The sequence below is a fragment of the Peribacillus sp. NJ11 genome (assembly GCF_030348405.1).
Lineage (GTDB): Bacteria > Bacillota > Bacilli > Bacillales > DSM-1321 > Peribacillus.
Window position 1 is genome coordinate 2,549,296 of sequence record NZ_JAUCFO010000001.1, and the last position, 18,074, is coordinate 2,567,369.

An 18,074-nucleotide genomic window follows, 5' to 3' on the forward strand; every position below is an offset into this window, starting at 1 on the left:
GGGCTTAGACATTCTAGTATAATTATAATAAGATGATACAGCTAACAATTATTAAATGTGGAGGTACATATGCTTACAGTACAAGATGTTCTTAAGCGTTCACTCTTTTCAAAGACGGAGGTAGTTGCGGGGGCAAACGGGTTGCACCGTCAAGTCAAATGGACACATGTCCTTGAAATTCCGTTTTTTGATGATACCATCTTTCAGGGAGGGGAACTGATACTCTCCACCGGATTTGGCTTTGAATGGAGAGACTCCTCTAATACTTCATTTTTGTTAAATCTTATCGAACGCAACGCCTCATGTTTATGTATAGAACTTGGACACTACTTCGAAAAGGTCCCTAAAGAAATGATCGAGATGGCAAATGAGTATAACTTTCCGATTATTATTTTCAAAGAATTCATAAATTTCGTCGAAATAACACAGGATCTGCATTCGTTTATCATTAATGCTCATCATGAGAAGTTGGTTACATTAGATTCGATTTCAAGAAAGTTCCATTCATTGTCACTCACTACTCATGGGTTATCCAATATTTTAAAGTTGTTGCAACAGAAGACAGAAGCACCAATTATCTATCTTCCTATAGAAGGAACACCTTTTTCGATTCCAGGATTGAAAAATGAATTTATGGAACAGCTACTTCAAACCATTTATGAAGATAAAGAACACTGGCACGACCGGATTACAAATGATTCGCCCGTTGAATGGAAGGCATTAAACCATACTATTCTTCTCCAACCGATCGGGGCAATGGATCAAATCTGGGCGTATCTTGTTATGGTTTTAGATCGTGAATCGGATGAATTTGATTTCCTAATCCTTGATCGTGCTTCTCTAGCAATCTCACAAGACTTATTGCGTAAACATTATTTGGATGAAAAACGATTACGTTTAGAATCTACATGGCTAAATGATTTACTTTATAGACGCATCAATAATGAGGAACAAGCAAGGGGATTTATTTCGTTAAAATCTAAGCATGCTTCGATACGTTATCGAATTGCAATCATTGATATCGAAGATGTTTTTCATCCGACTTCATTAAGTTTATCGGATGAAGAAAATGAATCTGCTATTTATCATTATTCTTTAAAAATTCGATCTGGGTTCGCAAAATATTCTTTTACACCCTATATCACATCAATAAGAAATCAGATTATTGTATTAGCTATTGATCTTGGAACTGCCGATTCCTCAAAGGCGCGCTTCTTGAAAGTGATCGAAACCTTGCTATATGTTAGAGAAGGTGAATCTAGTCAAATCCGTATAGGCGTTGGGCGACAATACCAGTTACTTTTGGATGCTCATAATGGTTATCGAGAAGCGCAGTTAGCTTTAAATTATCGTACGTTTTCAACAAGTGCCTTTTACGAAGACCTTGGCATCTTTCGGCTGATTCAATTAATTCAGCATGATCAAGATACAGCCCATTTTATTGAGGACTATCTCTCTCCTTTAATTTACTATGATAAGGAATATGGAACGGAATTGCTTCTGACTTTAACGAAATACTTTGAGTTTGATCGCTCAAAGAAGCTTACGGCTCAAAAATTGCATATTGTAAGACAAACACTCTATCATCGGATGGAAAAAATAAAAAAGATACTTGATTTTGATTTTGATATGCCTGAGAACAGATTAAACGTTGAAATGGCTTTGAAAGCATATCAACTTATACAACAAGGGGGAGTACCTACGAAGTAGTTATCAACCGCCAATCACGGGGCGCATAGCAACGTGTTCCGCAATATCTCTAGTCTGCTTTCTAAGATTAATTATACGAAAAGAAAAAACTCTCTATACGCTTGTAGCTATTTCACTGGATGTGCCCTTTGAGGAGAACAAATCTTGGATTGGATTTATTCAGAATGCAACGAACAGATATGTTGAACACTTTATTAAAACGGGTCAACTTTTCTAATATAGTAAAAACGGGCATATGATAAGAGCGCTATCCTGTTAAACTACTTTATCTATGAATAAAGCAGGTTAATTTTTAATATTACACCCATACCCTTACTCCATTTTCAACCTAATTTTTCATTCTAATGGTAATACTCCATTTATCATTCATACGTTCTTAATGAATGGTAAGTTTTAGTGATTGGAAATAAACAACTCTGTTGATTTTTAAAATGAACAGAGTTTTTTAATAAATCCATATTGTAAAAAGTGAGAAAAGAGTGTACGATTAAATGAGAATGATAATCAATCACACTTGATTACCGAGGAGTGGACATAAATGGATCAGCAAGATTTATTTGATGTAACGGTTATTGGAGGCGGGCCAGCGGGCCTTTACTCCACTTTTTATAGCGGACTTAGAGAAATGAAAGTTAAACTGATTGAATACCAGCCACAGCTAGGCGGGAAAATTCATGTTTATCCAGAGAAAATGATTTGGGATGTAGGAGGGCTGACGCCCACTACGGGGGAAAAATTAATTGAACAGCTAGTGGAGCAAGGTTTAACATTCAATCCAACGGTCGTGTTGAATGAAAAAGTGGATTCGATCACACGTAATGAGGAAGGTATCTTTGTTTTACATACAGCATCAGGTCAAAAGCACTTTTCCAAAACGATCATTGTCGCGGTCGGCGGTGGAATCCTGAATCCGCAAAAGTTGGAAATAGACGGTGCAGAAAGGTTTGAAGTCTCCAATTTAAACTATACTGTGAAGTCTTTCAATCGTTTCAAGGATAAAACGGTGATCATTTCAGGCGGCGGGAATTCTGCAATAGACTGGGCAAATGAATTGGAGCCCATCGCCAAAAAGGTGTATCTGACATATAGGAAAGATAGTTTAGCAGGTCATGAATCACAAGCGAAACAATTGATGGAAAGCTCTGCGGTATGTTTCTTGAATACCACGATCACAAAATTGATCGCTTGCGCTGATCATGAATCAATTGAACATGTTGAACTGACGAATCATGAAACGGGAGAGGTTTCTTACTTGCCGATCGATGAAGTCATCATCAATCATGGTTATGAGCGTGATACATCACTGCTTAGAAATAGTAAAGTGGATATTGCCATAGTCGACAATTATTATATTGAAGGTACTGCCGCCAGTGAATCCTCGATGGATGGAATATACGCTGCCGGTGATATCCTAAAGCACGAAGGTAAATTGAACTTAATAGCAGGTACCTTCCAAGATGCAGCAAACGCCGTAAACAAGGCAAAGCAATATATCCAGCCTGACGCTAACGGAGTGGGCATGGTCTCTTCCCATAATGAAGTCTTTAAAAAGCGCAATAGGGAATTGATTAAGGAAATGATGAAGAAACCGGCTGGGGTCCTTTAAAGGGGAACGGAAACTGAAAGCTGGTTCGAAATGTCTCACCCCGAACCATGATGATAAAACAAGACTTGGTAATCCTACATGGTTTACTTTTTTATGGTTGGAATCCCATAGGATTGAAGAAATTTGCGACACTCCTGCCAAATAACTGGCTAGCCAAGACCGCACAGACGTTTACTTTGATGCGGCTTGGCAGACAGTCGGCGGAAAGGGAGCGGATTCCGAAAACAGCTGGAACTTCTTCGGATTTTCTAAGTCTAAAAGCTCCAGGGCTTCATGGGCCCTGGAGCTTTTAGCATCTTCGACATTATAGAGATTCTTTGATGACCTTCTTGTAATGGAATACGGATAGGATTGCGAAAATCGAGTACAATGCCGTGTATAATGCCATTACGATGATCATCGGTGTCCAAACTTCGGTACCGAATAAGAACCATCCTGATTGGACTGCGAAATAACTGTGAAGCAGTCCGACGACTAAAGGAATGCCGAAATTGAAAATTTGTTTTGCTTGGATTCCCCTTAGTAAGTCACCTCGTGTGAATCCCAGTTTTCTTAAGATGGTATAATTGGATTTTTCACCTTCACTTTCATCCATTTGTTTGAAATATAGGATACAGCCGGATGTGATGAGGAAGGTTAACCCCAAGAAGCCGACGATGAACATGATAAGACCCATGTTCTTCTTCTGGGTGTTGAACATTTCAAATTGGGAATCATTCACATGTTCTTCTTTAAAACTCATTTTATTGAATAGATCATTCGCTTTTTCAACTTCAGCTTCATCCTTCACATCAATGCCGATATTTACAGATGATACTTTTTGGATTTTCGGGTCGACATCCTTTTTCAAACGGTCGAATATCGTTTGGTCTACAATGGCAACGGGCAATCCGCCGTTCGTGAAGTAATAGGAAACGAAGGTATCATCATTCAATCCCATATATGTTTGCGGAATCACTTCGTGTTTGCCCTTCAGTTCAATCTTTCCGGAATCCTTCAAGGACATGACCTTCTCCATCATATTACTGTATCCGCTGAAAAGGGTCTCATCTTCAGCGACGTTGATTCCTTTAACGGATTCATCACTGATGACAGGAACGGTCATGATGTCCGGATCAAAGTTCACACCTTCCAAGCTAGTCTCCATTATTTCCTTTACATTGACATCCACTTGAATGACATCAATCATCTTTTCGTCGTAATCAATTTTACTGTCTGATAAAGCTTCTTTGAATGCATCCGCATCTCCCTTATCCGTCATGGAAAAATCGGTGGGGATACTGCTTTGTGCCATTTTCTCCGCTGAGTAGTAGGAGATATAGCTTAATGATAATAACCCAATCGCCAAAGCCGAAACGGTCGTGATGATCGTCAATAATATCGCATTCGATTTCATCCGGAACATGATGGATGAAAGGGACAATACTTCATTGATGTTCAAATAGCCATTTTTCTTTTTACGGACGATATTAAAGATGAAGCTTACGGATCCTTTATAGAATAGGTAAGTACCGATGATGACGGATGCCAAAATGAAGATCATGGCCATAAAAAGCTCGGTCATCTCTGAAAAGGCTCCATCGAATAACTTGGATGAAACGACATAGCCGGCAATGATCAGGATGATGCCGAATATCCCGATGATCATTTCGAGCATGGAAACCTTTTTCACTTTTCCTTCCGTCATTGAAGTCACCCTAAATAATGATAGGATGGTCTGCCTTTTAATGAAGGCATAATTCATCAACATGATGAAAAGATAGATGGCGCCAAAAACGAGAATGGTTTGAACAAGCGGCTGAAAAGAAAATTTAAGGGTCGCGATCGCCTGGACACCCATTATTTTAAATAGTATCATGATGATCAATTTTGAAGCGGCAAACCCTACAAAGATTCCCAGGAATACGGAACAGAAATACAGGATCAGGTTTTCCACACTCAGGATCCGGAATATCCTGTTCTTGGTCATGCCGATCAATTGGAATAAGCCAATTTCTTTACTGCGTCTTTTTATGAAAATGCTATTGGCATATAAAAGGAATATGGAAACGATCGCAACAAGCAGGATCGATGCAGCCTTGATGGAGGCGGCCCCTTTCACCGTACCCTCCGCTTCATCCAGCGATGGGTCATATTGCAAGGTGACAAAGGCAAAGTAAAGGGAAGCGCTGAAGACCAGGGCAAACACATACAGATAATAGTTCTTCAGATTCTTCTTCAGATTTCGAAAGATGAGTTGATTAATGCTCATTTTGAACCCCTCCCAATACACCTTGTGTTTTCATGATGTCCTTGAAGAAGGTTTGTCTGGATTCTTCACCTTTATTCAATTGTGTATAGATTTGTCCATCTTTAATGAAAATGACCCGGCTGCAATAACTGGCGGCCACTGGATCATGGGTTACCATGATGATGGTAGCTTTGCGCTTTCGATTCATTTCGCTCAGTTTGTTCAGTAAATCGGATGCTGATTTGGAGTCAAGCGCCCCAGTCGGTTCATCCGCAAATATGATGCTTGGATCATGGATGAAAGCCCGTGCTGCAGACGTACGCTGTTTTTGGCCACCGGAAATTTCGTTTGGGTATTTATCCTTCACTTCATATATGCCCAGTTCTTTCGCTACGTTTTCAAACTTTTGTGCCGCTTCATTTTTGGGTGTTTTTGTAATGGATAAAGGCAGAAGGATATTTTCTTTGACAGTCAGTGTGTCCAATAAGTTATATTCCTGGAAGATGAAGCCTAGATGGTTCTTCCGGAATTCCGCCAAGTTCTTTTCTTTCATACCTGAAATCTCTTTTCCATCGATCGTAATGGTGCCGTTGCTGATTTTATCGATCGAGGAAAGGACGTTCAGCAAAGTCGTTTTTCCTGAACCGGATGCACCCATGATACTTACGAATTCACCTTCTTGTATGCTTATATCGAGACCCTTTAATACTTCTTGTTTATTGAATTTATTACCATAGCTTTTATGGATTTTTTTCGCTTCTAATATATTCATTTGGATACACTCCTTTTTTTCTATATCCTCATTATAAAAGGCCATGTATTTCTTTTCCTTCGTTTGGACGAACAAAGAATAAAAGCATGTGACATTTTTGTCACATGCTTGTGATATTCACGAATTCATTTCTTTTTGGGAAGGTCAAGGTAACGGTCGTTCCCACTCCAAGCTCTGATTTTACGTCAATGGAGATGAATAGGGACTCTGCTGCATTCTTGGTTAAATATAAACCCATGCCAGTTGCAGCCGTGTCACGATGATTCGTCGTGGATGTAAATCCTTTATCAAATATGCGGGGTAAATCCTTTGGGTCGATGCCCCGTCCAGAATCCTTCACTTCAAGAACCGTTTGTTCAGCTTGATCATGGCTATATATCGTGATATCTGAGTTTTCACTATATTTAATGGAGTTGGTCAAGAGCTGCCTTATAATGAAGGCCAGCCATTTGGCATCACTTAGCACTTCGGTTACATCCAATTGTATGTCGAAGCCGATGCCTTTTTGAATGCACCATGATTGCAACGTTTTAATCTCATCAAAGATTATTGTTTCCAAATCTGTATTTTCAATATACAAATCATTTTCGATGAAAGGCATGCGCCTTTGATGGAGCTGCTGATCAAGAAGGAGGTGAATGCGCAGCCACTCATAAGTCAAATGGGATTTCAGCAATTCATCATCCAAGCGGTCAATCATTAAATGCATCGCCGTCAATGGTGTCTTCACTTCATGAATCCAAGATAATAATTCATCCTTCTCCTGCTCTAAAGTCATTCGGCCAATTGATGCGGATTTCTTCAATAATTCGGTTTGGTTAATGATGCTGTTTTCTATTATTTTTTCGAAAGGGCTTTCTGGTTCGGCTATATTCGTTATATCCAGGTTGTCTTCCCGCGCTTCCAAACTTTGATAGAAAAACGTTTCTTTTTTATAACGGAAAATCAAAAAGATACTGAACATGATCAACGATAAAAAGACAATATACAGTATTGGCTTTAATGGTATGGCCGAATCAAGATAAGCGACAAAGATGATGAATAGATGAAGCAGTATGTAGAATGTGATCCAGCTGAACCTTTCCACGAGATACTTTCTGATCATGCATTTGCCTCTTCCACGGCGATATAGCCCTGTCCGACCTTCGTTTCGATAAAATGGCCTAAACCCAGTTCATCCAACCTCTTCCGTAAACGGTTCACATTTACTGTAAGGGTGTTATCGCTTATGAAGCGTTTGTCATCCCATAAGCTATTGATCAATTCCTCCCGGCTTACAATCTTGTTTTTCTGTTCAATAAGCTTTTTCAAGATGAAAATTTCATTTTTCGTCAATTCGATTGAGCCAGTCTCGGCCGATACTGTGTTCTTCTCGTAATCCACTGTTGCACCGCACCAGGTTTTCAATTCGATCTTTTCGGTATTGTAATTATATACCCGGCGGAGGGTGGCCTGTATTTTTGCGATGAGTACATCGAAATGAAAAGGCTTCTGGATAAAATCATCAGCTCCAAGCTGCATGGACATCACCATATCGGTCGGATGATCCCGTGATGATAAAAAGATGATGGGAACATTGGAATGGGCCCGGATCATTCTGCACCAATGAAACCCATCAAACTTCGGCAACTGTATATCAATGATGACTAAATCAGGTTTTATATCCGTGAATTCCTGAACCACTTTACTAAAATCCCCAATACCGTAAATATCATAAGACCATTGCGCCAATCTATCTTTAATTTCATTGAATAACGTCGTATCATCTTCTATCAATAGTAGTTTAAACAAAGGTTTCACCGCACTTTCCAGCTTTTTCTTAAAAGTATATAGTAAAACCTTTGTAGGTTCTATAGGAGGGAGGAAACGGGAGCTGAAATAGCCTGTCCATCGTTACAAAGAAACGATCAACTCTAAAATATTACTTGTTGTATGTAAACCATTATTATATTAGAATTGACAATAACGAATGAAGGAAGTGAATTTATGTCTGCTATTCCTAATTGCCCTGCATGTAATTCAGAATATACATACGAAGACGGAAGTCTTTTTGTTTGCCCAGAGTGCGCCCATGAGTGGACGATGGAATTGGAAACTGAAAATAGTGATCAAAAGACTATTAAAGATGCAAATGGAAATGCCTTGAATGATGGTGATACCGTGACGGTAATCAAAGATCTTAAAGTGAAAGGGAGCTCATCCGTTTTAAAAATGGGCACAAAAGTCAAAAGCATCCGTTTAGTTGATGGAGATCATGATATTGATTGCAAGATCGATGGTTTTGGTGCAATGAAATTAAAATCCCAATTTGTTAAAAAGGTATAGTGAACTTATATAACGAATGAAAGAACGGTCTAATCTATTGATTAGACCGTTCTTTTTTATGAGATTGGATACTCAATTAATAAACTTTGTCACCGTTAAAGATTGAATTCTTAACGACCACATAATCCACGTTCCGGATGGCTTCCAACTTGGTTCCTCCGGCATAAGAAATGGAAGACTGAAGATCTTGTTCCATTTCTTTCAACGTATCTTCCAAAGATCCTTTGTGCTCGACAAACATCTTTTTGCCTTCAACGTTTTTCTTTTCACCTTTTTGGAATTCAGAAGCTGAACCAAAGTATTCTTTAAAGGCCTTACCATCTTTCTCGATCGTTTGACCTGGAGATTCTTCATGTCCAGCAAATAATGAACCGATCATGACCATGGAAGCTCCGAATCTAACTGATTTAGCTATATCACCGTTTGTGCGAATGCCGCCGTCAGCTATGATTGGCTTGCTAGCCGCTTTTGCACACCAGCGAAGTGCAGCTAATTGCCAGCCGCCCGTTCCAAATCCAGTCTTGATTTTAGTGATGCATACTTTCCCTGGTCCAATTCCTACCTTTGTAGCATCGGCACCGGCATGTTCCAATTCCCGTACCGCTTCCGGAGTTCCCACATTTCCTGCAATGACAAAACTTTCAGGTAAATGTTTTTTAATATGCTGTATCATCTTTATCACGGCATTGGAATGACCGTGTGCAATATCTATCGTAATGAATTCAGGCACAATATTGTCTTCTGATAATTGTTGAATGAATCCGTATTCTTCTTCTTTAACGCCGACACTGATGGACGCGATTAACTCACGTGAATGCATATCTTTAATGAAAGTCAGTCGTTTTTCTGGTTCAAAACGATGCATTACATAGAAGTAACCGTTTTCAGCCAAGTAAATCGCAATCTTTTCATCAATGATCGTTTGCATATTGGCAGGTACAACAGGTAACTTGAAAGTATGTTTACCCAAAGTAACGGATGTATCACACTCCGAACGGCTATTTACTACACATTTTGCAGGAATTAATTGAATATCTTCATAATCAAACACGTTTTCCATACTATGCACCTCTATATACGAATATTTTTGTCATTTTATATAAAAATTGTTCGCCCCATTAGGTAATGTACATCATTTTTATCAGTAAGTCAAAATTTTTAATGGTTTTATTTTGTGTCACTTCAGAAAAGTTATGACAATTAGATGGAGAGAGGGGTAACTCGAACGTATGCCATCGTATAAATAATGATAGAGGAAACCGATATTTGGCTGTATGGAATGCTCAGTGGGAAATTGGATTTTACAAATATGTACAGAAAAACATGTCTGTTATTTCTAACTGGATAGTAACGAGTTCTCAAAATAGTAAAAGCTAGACACTTTAGAAATGAGTGTCTAGCTTTTTAGTCCATTCAGCTCAGGTGGAAGGGATTATAATACCGATGATTTTATTTCTTGTATCTGCTTGATATGCCTTTGTTCATGTAAGGATAATAATTCAATCCATTGATCTAAAGAGAGGTCCCCGAACAAAGGATGCTTGGCTTTCTTTCTATTCAAGATGATATCTGAATCCATATCGTAAAGAACCTGTAATAACCGATCCCTTGATTCTGCCAGTAAATCCATAAGGCTCGATAATTGAAATGGGGCTTTTGAGGGTGAAATGATATCAGGAGTTGCGAATTTCTTTGTTCTATTAGTAACCAAGTAAATGTTTTTTTGGATGATATTATTAAAGTCCCTTTCCTGAATGCCATTTGCTATAGCTTCTGTAAATACCTGTTCAGTAAGATATAAATGATGGCAAATTTGGGCGATGGTCCATACTTCAGGTGCAGTCCTATGGTGGAGCATTTTTTCATCCAATTCCGTAACTTCCTCTATTAACTGGTTTCTTGATTCGAATAGTAAATCATACTCGATAAAATTCATGGGAACTCCCCTTTTGTGACACCCCATTTGAAAGCATCACTGATTTTTTTATATAGAAAAAACAAAGGGATATCGACTGCATAAAAACTATGACATACGATGAGGGAACTTATTAAAAAATACACAGATTTAAGTGGATTCATGGTTTTTTTCAATGTTGGGTTATGGGTGCTTTTGCAGAGGTGACACTATGCATCTAAGAAAGGCTTCGATTTGAGTAAGAGTGAAGAAAAGGCATATTTCATGGGTAAGGACATTGTTCAATAATCGGCTTTAATGTTGTCTTGAGGAAGAAATGCATAGCTGAAGTCAGGTCAGTACTTCCAGGGACCATATCTTTTCTGGAGCGTTGATACCCTATCATGCCTATGCATAAAAGTTAAATTTATGCCTGCAATCTGAATGTTGAGCTTCAAAAACTAGAATGCGGCGTCTAAGGCTTTCTCTGGTGAATCCGAAAATGTAAGTTGGCATTCAAAAGGGAAAAAGAAACTATTAGAAGCTAGGCATTGGAATTGATTATATCTGAAGTATAGCACAGTTAATATTTTCCTAGAAATGATTATATGAAAAAAGACGGAAGGTTTACTCATCGTCATTTTGCTTTTTATATGGAAACGATTATCAAAAGTTGCGAACCGAATGGGGAACTTTTAAACTGTAGATAGTCAAAATGAAATGGGATGGGTGAATGCCGATGGCTAAAACAATAGTTGAAAAACTGAATTTACATAAATATGAACGGGTGGCAGTCTTGGATTTGCCAGCCGGGGCGGATTATTTAGCGGAGCTTCCGGATTACGATACAGAGCTTACTGAAAGAGCGTATGATCTTATATTTGCCTTTGTATTGGATATGGATTCTTTAAAAGGAATCGTGGATAAGGTGATCGAGAAAAATCATTTGAGTAAAAACGGCTATATCTATTTGGCATATCCCAAGAAGGGGAATAAAGAATATGCCACATTTATTCATCGTGATGATTTGATGCAAGGCCTTGGTGCGGATGAAAGCGGTTATATTGGATTGAGTGACATGAAGTTTGCACGTATGGTGGGATTGGATGATGTCTTTACGGTAGTCGGACTGAAAGAAGATTCGGAAAATAGAAACCGTCCATCTACCAAAGCAAGCCAATCAGTAGATGATTATATCGAAATGATTTCTGAAATTGAGGAAGATTTGCAGGATTCTCCTGATTTGCTTGCGTTCTATCAATCACTTACCCCAGGGTATCGTAAAGATTGGGCCCGCTACGTGTATAGTGCGAAACAAGAGGTGACCCAAATGAAACGGCGCCAGGAAATGAAAATGATTTTAGGAGAGGGATACAAGAGCAGGGATCTTTATCGAAGAAAGAAATGAGGGTGGAGGAATGTCTTCCATTCTCTTTTTGTTTCTTGTCATGTTCATCCTATCAAAAGCATATACTAGACCGAATCAAAACTTAAATCGTAATAATTATGATTTGTGAGGTGGTTGAACATGCTTTTGAAACGATACACGGGCAATTTGCTGTTATTGATTCTATTGTTTTTGCTGCTGGCGTTCTTTTTTCTAGGCGATGTGTTCATTCCAAAAGCGATTGATTTCTCGGGCTATCCGATGCTTCACTCTGTGCTCGTCGTTTTTTTGGGTTTGTTTTTAGAATCGATTCCTTTCCTGTTCCTGGGTGCCATTGCATCTTCGTTCATTCAGTTGTTCATCAGTGAAGAAATCATTCAGCGAATGATACCAAAACGACCCCTGACGGCTATTTTTGCTGCGATAGGGGCAGCGCTGATCATTCCGGTCTGCGAATGTGCAATCATCCCGGTCGTACGGAGATTGATTCAAAAGGGTGTCCCGGTCCATGCAGGTGTTGTCTTGCTTGTAACTGCTCCAATATTGAATGTCATCGTGTTCGGCTCAACTTATTATGCGTTCCAAAATAATCCGTCCATTCTATATGGAAGAATCATTCTTTGTGTCTTGACCGCCGTGATCGTTGGTTTATTCGTTTATATATTCAGCACTAAAGATGTGGTTAAAGAGGAGAAGGTGGAACTGGTTCATGGGCATGAACATGATTTTCGGTCAACTAAATGGACAAGCTTCATTGATCATACTTCACAGGAATTTTTTATGGTCGGCAGATACTTTATCATCGGGGCTTTGTTTGCCAGTATATTTCAAGTGATTATGGATCGGACCGTACTGGCCGATATTGGTCAGGTGCCGATAAAAGGTACGGCGTTGATGATGGGGATTGCGTTTGTGCTTTCACTCTGTTCTTCAGCTGATGCATTCGTTGCCGCTTCCTTTTCCCATAGTTTTTTACCAGGTTCGATACTGGGTTTCCTAGTATTTGGTCCAATGCTGGATTTAAAAAATGTCCTGATCATGATGTCCTGTTTTAAACGGAGCTTTGTCGTCACATATGTCTTGCTTGTTTTCGCAGTCGTCTTCAGCCTATGCCTGATTGCAGGCGGATTGATCAGTAAGGGGGGCTTCTGATGAAACGTTTTTTTATCCAAAGATTAGAGGGATTGCTACTGCTTGGACTGGGCCTCATGATTTTTAAATTGTATGTTTCGGGACATTTAACGAAATTGATTGCACCCAAAATGGTTCCATATGCATTGGCGGCGCTTTTTGCTTTTTTAGTGATCAGTCTTCTCCGTCTAAAAAAACAAAAACAGGGTACACATCATTGTAATTGCGAATCGAATGGAGAGTCTTCCTCGTCCGCGTTGGTCCTGAAATATAGTTTGTTTTTCATTCCGATCCTTCTCGGCTTCATCTTGACCGATTTTACACTAAGCGGTGAAGTGCTGGCAAAAAGAGGGATGGCGAATCAGCAGCCACAGAAGGTAAGTTCGTATGATACTGGGAAACATGTGAATGGGGATAAAATCACCGTTACGGATGATAATTACTTTGAGGTACTGGATGATTTGCTGAACAACCTCGATGTGATTGAGGGGAAAGAAATAGAGCTTTCGGGATTTATATATCGTGAAGATACTTTTAGGGACAAACAAATGGCCGTCTCCCGCCTCTCCATGTCCTGCTGTGTAGTCGATGCGACATTATACGGATATTTGGTCAACGGGAATGTGGAGGGCATGAAGACGAATGATTGGTACACCATAACGGGGACATTAAAAAAAGGAAGCTATAAAGGGGAATCAGTACCGGTGATCGATTTAAAAGAGTCGAAGAAAATAAAGGCACCGGAAGAAGCTTATTTATATGAAAATGTGCAAATCATTCAATAGTATTGGAAAACCCGGCAAAAGGATTTTTGCCGGGTTTTCAGCTGGTGCCGAAAGGAGTATTTTGCCTGTACGAAGATACCCTTTTCATGTAAAAAGACCTTAAAGCCATATATTCCATCATAAGATCCCATTCCGCTTTTTATTTACACCGTCGAATGGCAGAAAACGTGGGCGGCGAGAATTCTCTTCAAATTCATACATTGAAGGCATAAATTGTTTTGATGGGCACCTGGTTCTCTGTTATTCATACTATATGGGATAAAGAACAGGGAGGGGTTATGCCATGTATGGGCATGATATGTATGAAGGTGATTGGAACAGACAGAAGGATATGTTGATTCAACTAGAAAAGGCGATAAATGGCGAGTACAGTGCCATCCAGTGTTATGAGAAATTGGCAGCATTAGCGCCGGATGAAAAGCAGAGGAAACAAATCATTGAAATAAGGGAAGACGAAATAAAACATTTTCAAGCATTCACCCGGATATACAACAGCTTGACCGGGATGCAGCCACAGCCTAAAGTGACTGAACCATGCCCGGACTCCTATGCAGCCGGATTGGAATTTGCCGTTGAAGGTGAACAGGAAACAGTGGATTTTTATCTGGATGTCGCAGATGGTGCGGCTGATAGAACCATCAGAAAGGCGTTCCGGCGTGCTGCCGTCGATGAACAAAACCATGCCGTCTGGTTTTTGTTTTACTTAGTAAAACTCAAAGGCTGATTCATTAGTAAGGAAAGTTGAAAAAAAGCCAGGAAATTATCCTGACTTTTTTTCACTTTAGGACAGCTCCTGGTTCATCAATCTAGTTTTTTTTCGTACCCCTGGTGAAATCGTCAATGAGATGATTCCGCACAAGAGTAATCCCACCCCGATCCATGACATGGGGGCCAAGCTCTCACCGACAAGGAAGACACCGAGAAGAGCGGCTGTCAGCGGCTCGGCGAGTGATAAGGAAACGGCTGTTGATGAAGGAACGGATAAAAGCCCTTTATTAAAAAATAAGTAGGCTGCTGCTGTGGCAAGAAGTCCAAGGTGAAGGCTGACGGCCATCCCGTTCGCTGTGCCGATCCAGCTGATATCCAGTATGAATAAAGCGGGTGCCAATAGCAGGGCGCTAAAACTAAAGATGACAGCGGCAGTTGCTTCTGGAGGTTGTTTATCCAAAATCCTTTTACTAACCAATGTGAATACCGTAAAGGAAAATCCAGCCCCAAGCGCAAGCAGCGCACCTACAGGATCGATGGTAACGGATCCTTTATTTGAAAATAGCAGTAAACACCCGGCAATCGATAAACCTGTGGCGGTCCACCAGCTTGTTGATGGCCGTTTTTTACTGAACAGCCATTCAAGGAATCCGGCGATGATGGGGGCACTGCTTAAAGTGATGATGGTGCCAATGGCAATTCCGGTCATGCTGATAGCCATGAAAAATAGCGGCTGGTAACAGGCCATGCCTAACGTGGCTAAGATGGTCTCCTTTAATGGCCAATTATATCGCGTTAATTTTTTTTTCCAGATTGCAATGAGCAATAATGCGGCCCCGCCGACTGCCAAGCGGACGGCACCTATTGCTATGGGATGGGCTCCATCGGGGGCGAATGACTGGGCAGTTCCGGTCGTTCCCCACAGCATGGCACCAAGTATGACGAGTAAATAGGGGTATTTTTCCTTCATGGGAGTTCTCCTGTAATAAAGATTTACTATTCAGACTATATGATTGTATCGATTAAGTCAAAGCGTCCATTTGTTCGGGAGAACGTAACATAGTATAATGGGCTTACTATGGATAGTGGTGTAAGGGGGATAAGCATGTCTTCAGGTAATCGTAACAATCAAATTGGACCGCCGCGGTTTGCAATTGCCATTCACTCTCTGGTTTGGCTCGCACAAAGCGAAAAGCTCCTGACAAGTTCGGCAATCGCCTTGAAGGTGAATTCACATGCCACTTTTTTAAGAAGGGTGATGGCTCAGCTTGCAGCTGAGGGGATCGTCGAAACAAAGGAAGGACGGGAAGGCGGATATAGCTTGAAGGTACCTGCCTCACAGCTTACTTTGGCCGATGTGTATCAAGCGGTACGGCCGGAATGCCTTGTTTGTATGGAAACGAGCGAATGCGGTGAAGTCGGGAAGCAGTTGGATACGGCTTTGGAGGAAATCATGAACGAAGCCGAAAAGGAAACATTGCGCCTATTAAAGGGCTATACATTAGAAGAATTCATGAAAAAAATCGACTTCACCAATTTTGAAAATGAGTGTCTTGGGTAATATCCTTGCAAGAGGATACCCAAGGTTATATAATGTGCTTAATTCGATTGCATTTAAAATGAGGGGGTATTTACATGAAGGTGGAAATTTGGTCGGATTATCAATGTCCGTTTTGTTATATAGGGAAGCGTCGATTCGAAGAGGCTTTGAAGCAGTTTGAAAATAAAGATCAGGTAGAGGTTTCATTTCGCAGTTTTGAGTTGAACCCAGAGGCTGAGCGGGATATCAATATGACTCAATATGAAATGCTGGCCCAGAAATACGGCATGTCCCAAGCGGAAGTGGAAGCGAACACCCAAAACCTGACTCAACAGGCTAAAGAATTGGGACTCGATTATCATTTTGACAAAGTGGTCTTAACGAATTCGTTCGATGCTCATCGCTTGATGCACCTTGCTGAATCGAAAGGCAAAGAGAACGAAATGAATGAACGCCTATTTAAAGCATACTTTACGGAAGGCAAACATATTGGCGATCATGCTACATTGGCTAGTTTGGCTGAGGAGGCCGGCCTTGAAAAGTCTGAAGCAGAAGCGATGCTGGCAGGAACGGCATTCACGGCAGAGGTTAGAGGAAATGAGCAAGAAGGAAGCCTGCTTGGAATTACAGGTGTGCCATTCTTCGTCATTAACCGCAAGTATGGAATCTCCGGCGCTCAGCCAACAGAAGCGTTCCTTGATACGCTGAAAAAAGTGTGGGCTGAGGAGAATCCGCTTCAAATGGTGAATGATCCAGCAACGGGCGAAGCTTGTACGGACGGTTCTTGTAACGTGCCGGAAAAATAATGAAGATATGAAGAAGGAGACCCGAAACTGGGGTCTCCTTTTTTTACTTAAAAAGGAAATGTTATATATGGCAAAGAATATAGTGTACAGGATGTCTTTTCGAAAAAGTCCGAAATGAAAGGAAGTTCTAGGGTGTATATAATAATTGGAATACTAGTTTTCGTGCTTGCATGTATATTAACTGCCAAAATCATTTCCTATAAATATTGGACATGTATTTATACGGCATTCGGAAATGATGATTATTTTAAGGTGATTGCGAAATTGGAAAGTGAAGGGATACAATTCAAAACGAAAACACCTATGAATTTAGGTTCCGAAAACCTTCAAAATCGCCATGAAACTACTCAATATGATGTTTTTGTAAAAAAAGAACAGAAGCAAATTGCCCAAAGGGCCATTCACAACAATCAATAAATGCTAAATCGTTGAAATTGGCTGTCCTGGTGGCAGCTTTTTTTAGTGACTGGAAAAGGTAAGATTCATGTAGGAAATCGGATTATATTTAATTTTAGAAGGGCGTGTTTTGATTCATTCTTTCACAACACGCTATATTATTATTGTTGTAGATTTTATCTTCGGTTAATTGGATAGCTAAGGTTTGGAGATTTGTAGCTACTTGATCAGGTCTTGTCGTCCCTGGGACTATAAGATCAACTGCTGGCCGGGTCAATAACCAAGCAAGTGCAATTTGGGCAGGTTGTGCTTCTTTCTTTTTTGCGAATACTTAAATTGGTCAATACGGTTAAGGTTTGCAAGCAATGCCCCTCCTTGACAAACTGGGGTGAACACCAGGTCAAGTTTTACTTTCTTGGAAACTCACGAGTATTTGCTCCAAACTCACGAGTAAAATCCCGAAACTCACGAGTATTGCTCCAAACTCACGAGTAAGATCCCGAAACTCACGAGTATTTGTTCCAAACTCACGAGTAAAATCCCGAAACTCACGAGTATTTGCTCCAAACTCACGAGTAAAGGCCCGAAATTCACGAGAATTTGTTCCAAACTCACGAGGGTGGGACTTATAAAAAGCAAAGTGCTGCTAAACTATCTTTCCTTTGAATTCATATAGGGTATTAGAAAGAAAAAGCGTTGATTTTGATATGGAATTCGTTTTTTATAGTTTCAAAGACTGAAAATTTGTATAATGGTTGAGATGGATAAGAGGTTTCAAAAATGA

The 18,074-nt window shown here is 40.1% G+C and carries 18 protein-coding genes and 2 pseudogenes; 10 read left to right on the top strand and 10 right to left on the bottom strand.

Annotated elements, in window-relative coordinates; translation table 11 throughout:
- Nucleotides 1-69 precede the first annotated feature (69 nt).
- Together QUF86_RS12595 and QUF86_RS12600 are read left to right on the top strand one after the other, a co-directional pair.
- A complete protein-coding gene (locus QUF86_RS12595) occupies nt 70-1,710 on the top strand; it encodes a PucR family transcriptional regulator (protein WP_289334541.1) in 1,641 nt (546 codons plus the stop codon).
- Nucleotides 1,711-2,248: 538 nt separating this feature from the next.
- A complete protein-coding gene (locus QUF86_RS12600; protein WP_289334542.1) occupies nt 2,249-3,316 on the top strand; it encodes an NAD(P)/FAD-dependent oxidoreductase in 1,068 nt (355 codons plus the stop codon).
- 304 nt (nt 3,317-3,620) lie between these two features.
- Here QUF86_RS12600 and QUF86_RS12605 read toward each other — a convergent pair whose 3' ends face one another.
- From QUF86_RS12605 to QUF86_RS12620, 4 genes are all read right to left on the bottom strand, one after another.
- Nucleotides 3,621-5,567 (bottom strand): FtsX-like permease family protein, encoded by a 1,947-nt coding sequence (locus tag QUF86_RS12605; RefSeq protein ID WP_289334543.1) that lies wholly within the window; start codon nt 5,565-5,567, stop codon nt 3,621-3,623.
- Nucleotides 5,557-6,318, bottom strand: coding sequence for an ABC transporter ATP-binding protein (locus tag QUF86_RS12610; RefSeq protein WP_289326081.1), 762 nt, complete (start codon nt 6,316-6,318; stop codon nt 5,557-5,559). Before QUF86_RS12610 ends, QUF86_RS12605 begins: the two co-directional genes overlap by 11 nt.
- Before the next feature lie 100 nt (nt 6,319-6,418).
- Nucleotides 6,419-7,423, bottom strand: coding sequence for a sensor histidine kinase (locus QUF86_RS12615; RefSeq protein WP_289334545.1), 1,005 nt, complete (start codon nt 7,421-7,423; stop codon nt 6,419-6,421).
- The gene (locus tag QUF86_RS12620) at nt 7,420-8,109 is read right to left on the bottom strand and encodes a response regulator transcription factor (protein ID WP_289318312.1); all 690 of its coding nucleotides are present in this window, start codon (nt 8,107-8,109) and stop codon (nt 7,420-7,422) included. Before QUF86_RS12620 ends, QUF86_RS12615 begins: the two co-directional genes overlap by 4 nt.
- Nucleotides 8,110-8,304: 195 nt before the next feature.
- Between QUF86_RS12620 and QUF86_RS12625 the strand changes: the two genes are divergently transcribed.
- Nucleotides 8,305-8,643 carry a zinc ribbon domain-containing protein YjdM gene (locus QUF86_RS12625; RefSeq protein ID WP_289315288.1) on the top strand — a complete coding sequence of 113 codons (339 nt, stop codon included), beginning with the start codon at nt 8,305-8,307 and terminating at the stop codon, nt 8,641-8,643.
- Between the two features lie 76 nt (nt 8,644-8,719).
- Here QUF86_RS12625 and guaC read toward each other — a convergent pair whose 3' ends face one another.
- Both guaC and QUF86_RS12635 read right to left on the bottom strand, forming a co-directional pair.
- Complete coding sequence (guaC, locus tag QUF86_RS12630; protein WP_289315289.1) at nt 8,720-9,703, bottom strand: GMP reductase; 984 nt, start codon at nt 9,701-9,703, stop codon at nt 8,720-8,722.
- 372 nt (nt 9,704-10,075) lie between these two features.
- Entirely contained in the window at nt 10,076-10,579 is a 504-nt protein-coding gene (locus tag QUF86_RS12635) for a DinB family protein (protein WP_289334546.1), read from the bottom strand.
- Nucleotides 10,580-11,276: 697 nt separating this feature from the next.
- Here QUF86_RS12635 and QUF86_RS12640 point away from each other — a divergent pair.
- The 3 genes from QUF86_RS12640 (at nt 11,277) to QUF86_RS12650 (ending at nt 13,840) form a co-directional block, all read left to right on the top strand.
- Nucleotides 11,277-11,945 carry a YdeI/OmpD-associated family protein gene (locus QUF86_RS12640; protein ID WP_289334547.1) on the top strand — a complete coding sequence of 223 codons (669 nt, stop codon included), beginning with the start codon at nt 11,277-11,279 and terminating at the stop codon, nt 11,943-11,945.
- A gap of 120 nt (nt 11,946-12,065) precedes the next feature.
- Entirely contained in the window at nt 12,066-13,076 is a 1,011-nt protein-coding gene (locus tag QUF86_RS12645; protein WP_289334548.1) for a permease, read from the top strand.
- Entirely contained in the window at nt 13,076-13,840 is a 765-nt protein-coding gene (locus QUF86_RS12650) for a TIGR03943 family putative permease subunit (RefSeq protein ID WP_289334549.1), read from the top strand. The genes QUF86_RS12645 and QUF86_RS12650 overlap by 1 nt, the downstream gene beginning before the upstream one ends.
- A gap of 62 nt (nt 13,841-13,902) precedes the next feature.
- Here QUF86_RS12650 and QUF86_RS12655 read toward each other — a convergent pair.
- Nucleotides 13,903-14,002, bottom strand: a pseudogene (locus tag QUF86_RS12655) (hypothetical protein); the annotation flags it as partial.
- 121 nt (nt 14,003-14,123) lie between these two features.
- Here QUF86_RS12655 and QUF86_RS12660 point away from each other — a divergent pair.
- Nucleotides 14,124-14,564, top strand: coding sequence for a ferritin-like domain-containing protein (locus QUF86_RS12660; RefSeq protein WP_289334551.1), 441 nt, complete (start codon nt 14,124-14,126; stop codon nt 14,562-14,564).
- 57 nt (nt 14,565-14,621) lie between these two features.
- On the opposite strand, the gene QUF86_RS12665 is transcribed toward QUF86_RS12660, so the two are convergent.
- Entirely contained in the window at nt 14,622-15,518 is an 897-nt protein-coding gene (locus QUF86_RS12665; RefSeq protein ID WP_289334552.1) for a DMT family transporter, read from the bottom strand.
- A 135-nt stretch (nt 15,519-15,653) separates the two neighbouring features.
- Here QUF86_RS12665 and QUF86_RS12670 point away from each other — a divergent pair, with 135 nt between their 5' ends.
- The 3 genes from QUF86_RS12670 to QUF86_RS12680 all read left to right on the top strand — a co-directional run bounded on the left by QUF86_RS12670 (nt 15,654) and on the right by QUF86_RS12680 (nt 17,311).
- Nucleotides 15,654-16,109: an RrF2 family transcriptional regulator gene (locus tag QUF86_RS12670; RefSeq protein ID WP_289315296.1), complete on the top strand. Its 456-nt coding sequence runs from the start codon at nt 15,654-15,656 to the stop codon at nt 16,107-16,109.
- A 74-nt stretch (nt 16,110-16,183) separates the two neighbouring features.
- On the top strand, nt 16,184-16,894 hold the full coding sequence (locus tag QUF86_RS12675) for a DsbA family oxidoreductase (RefSeq protein ID WP_289315297.1): 711 nt from the start codon (nt 16,184-16,186) through the stop codon (nt 16,892-16,894).
- A gap of 132 nt (nt 16,895-17,026) precedes the next feature.
- Complete coding sequence (locus QUF86_RS12680) at nt 17,027-17,311, top strand: hypothetical protein (protein WP_289334554.1); 285 nt, start codon at nt 17,027-17,029, stop codon at nt 17,309-17,311.
- 94 nt (nt 17,312-17,405) lie between these two features.
- Here the strand turns inward: QUF86_RS12680 and QUF86_RS28605 are convergent.
- Together QUF86_RS28605 and QUF86_RS12685 are read right to left on the bottom strand one after the other, a co-directional pair.
- Nucleotides 17,406-17,606, bottom strand: a pseudogene (locus QUF86_RS28605) (aldo/keto reductase); the annotation flags it as partial.
- A 149-nt stretch (nt 17,607-17,755) separates the two neighbouring features.
- Nucleotides 17,756-17,905 (bottom strand): hypothetical protein, encoded by a 150-nt coding sequence (locus QUF86_RS12685; protein ID WP_289315299.1) that lies wholly within the window; start codon nt 17,903-17,905, stop codon nt 17,756-17,758.
- Nucleotides 17,906-18,074 lie beyond the last annotated feature (169 nt).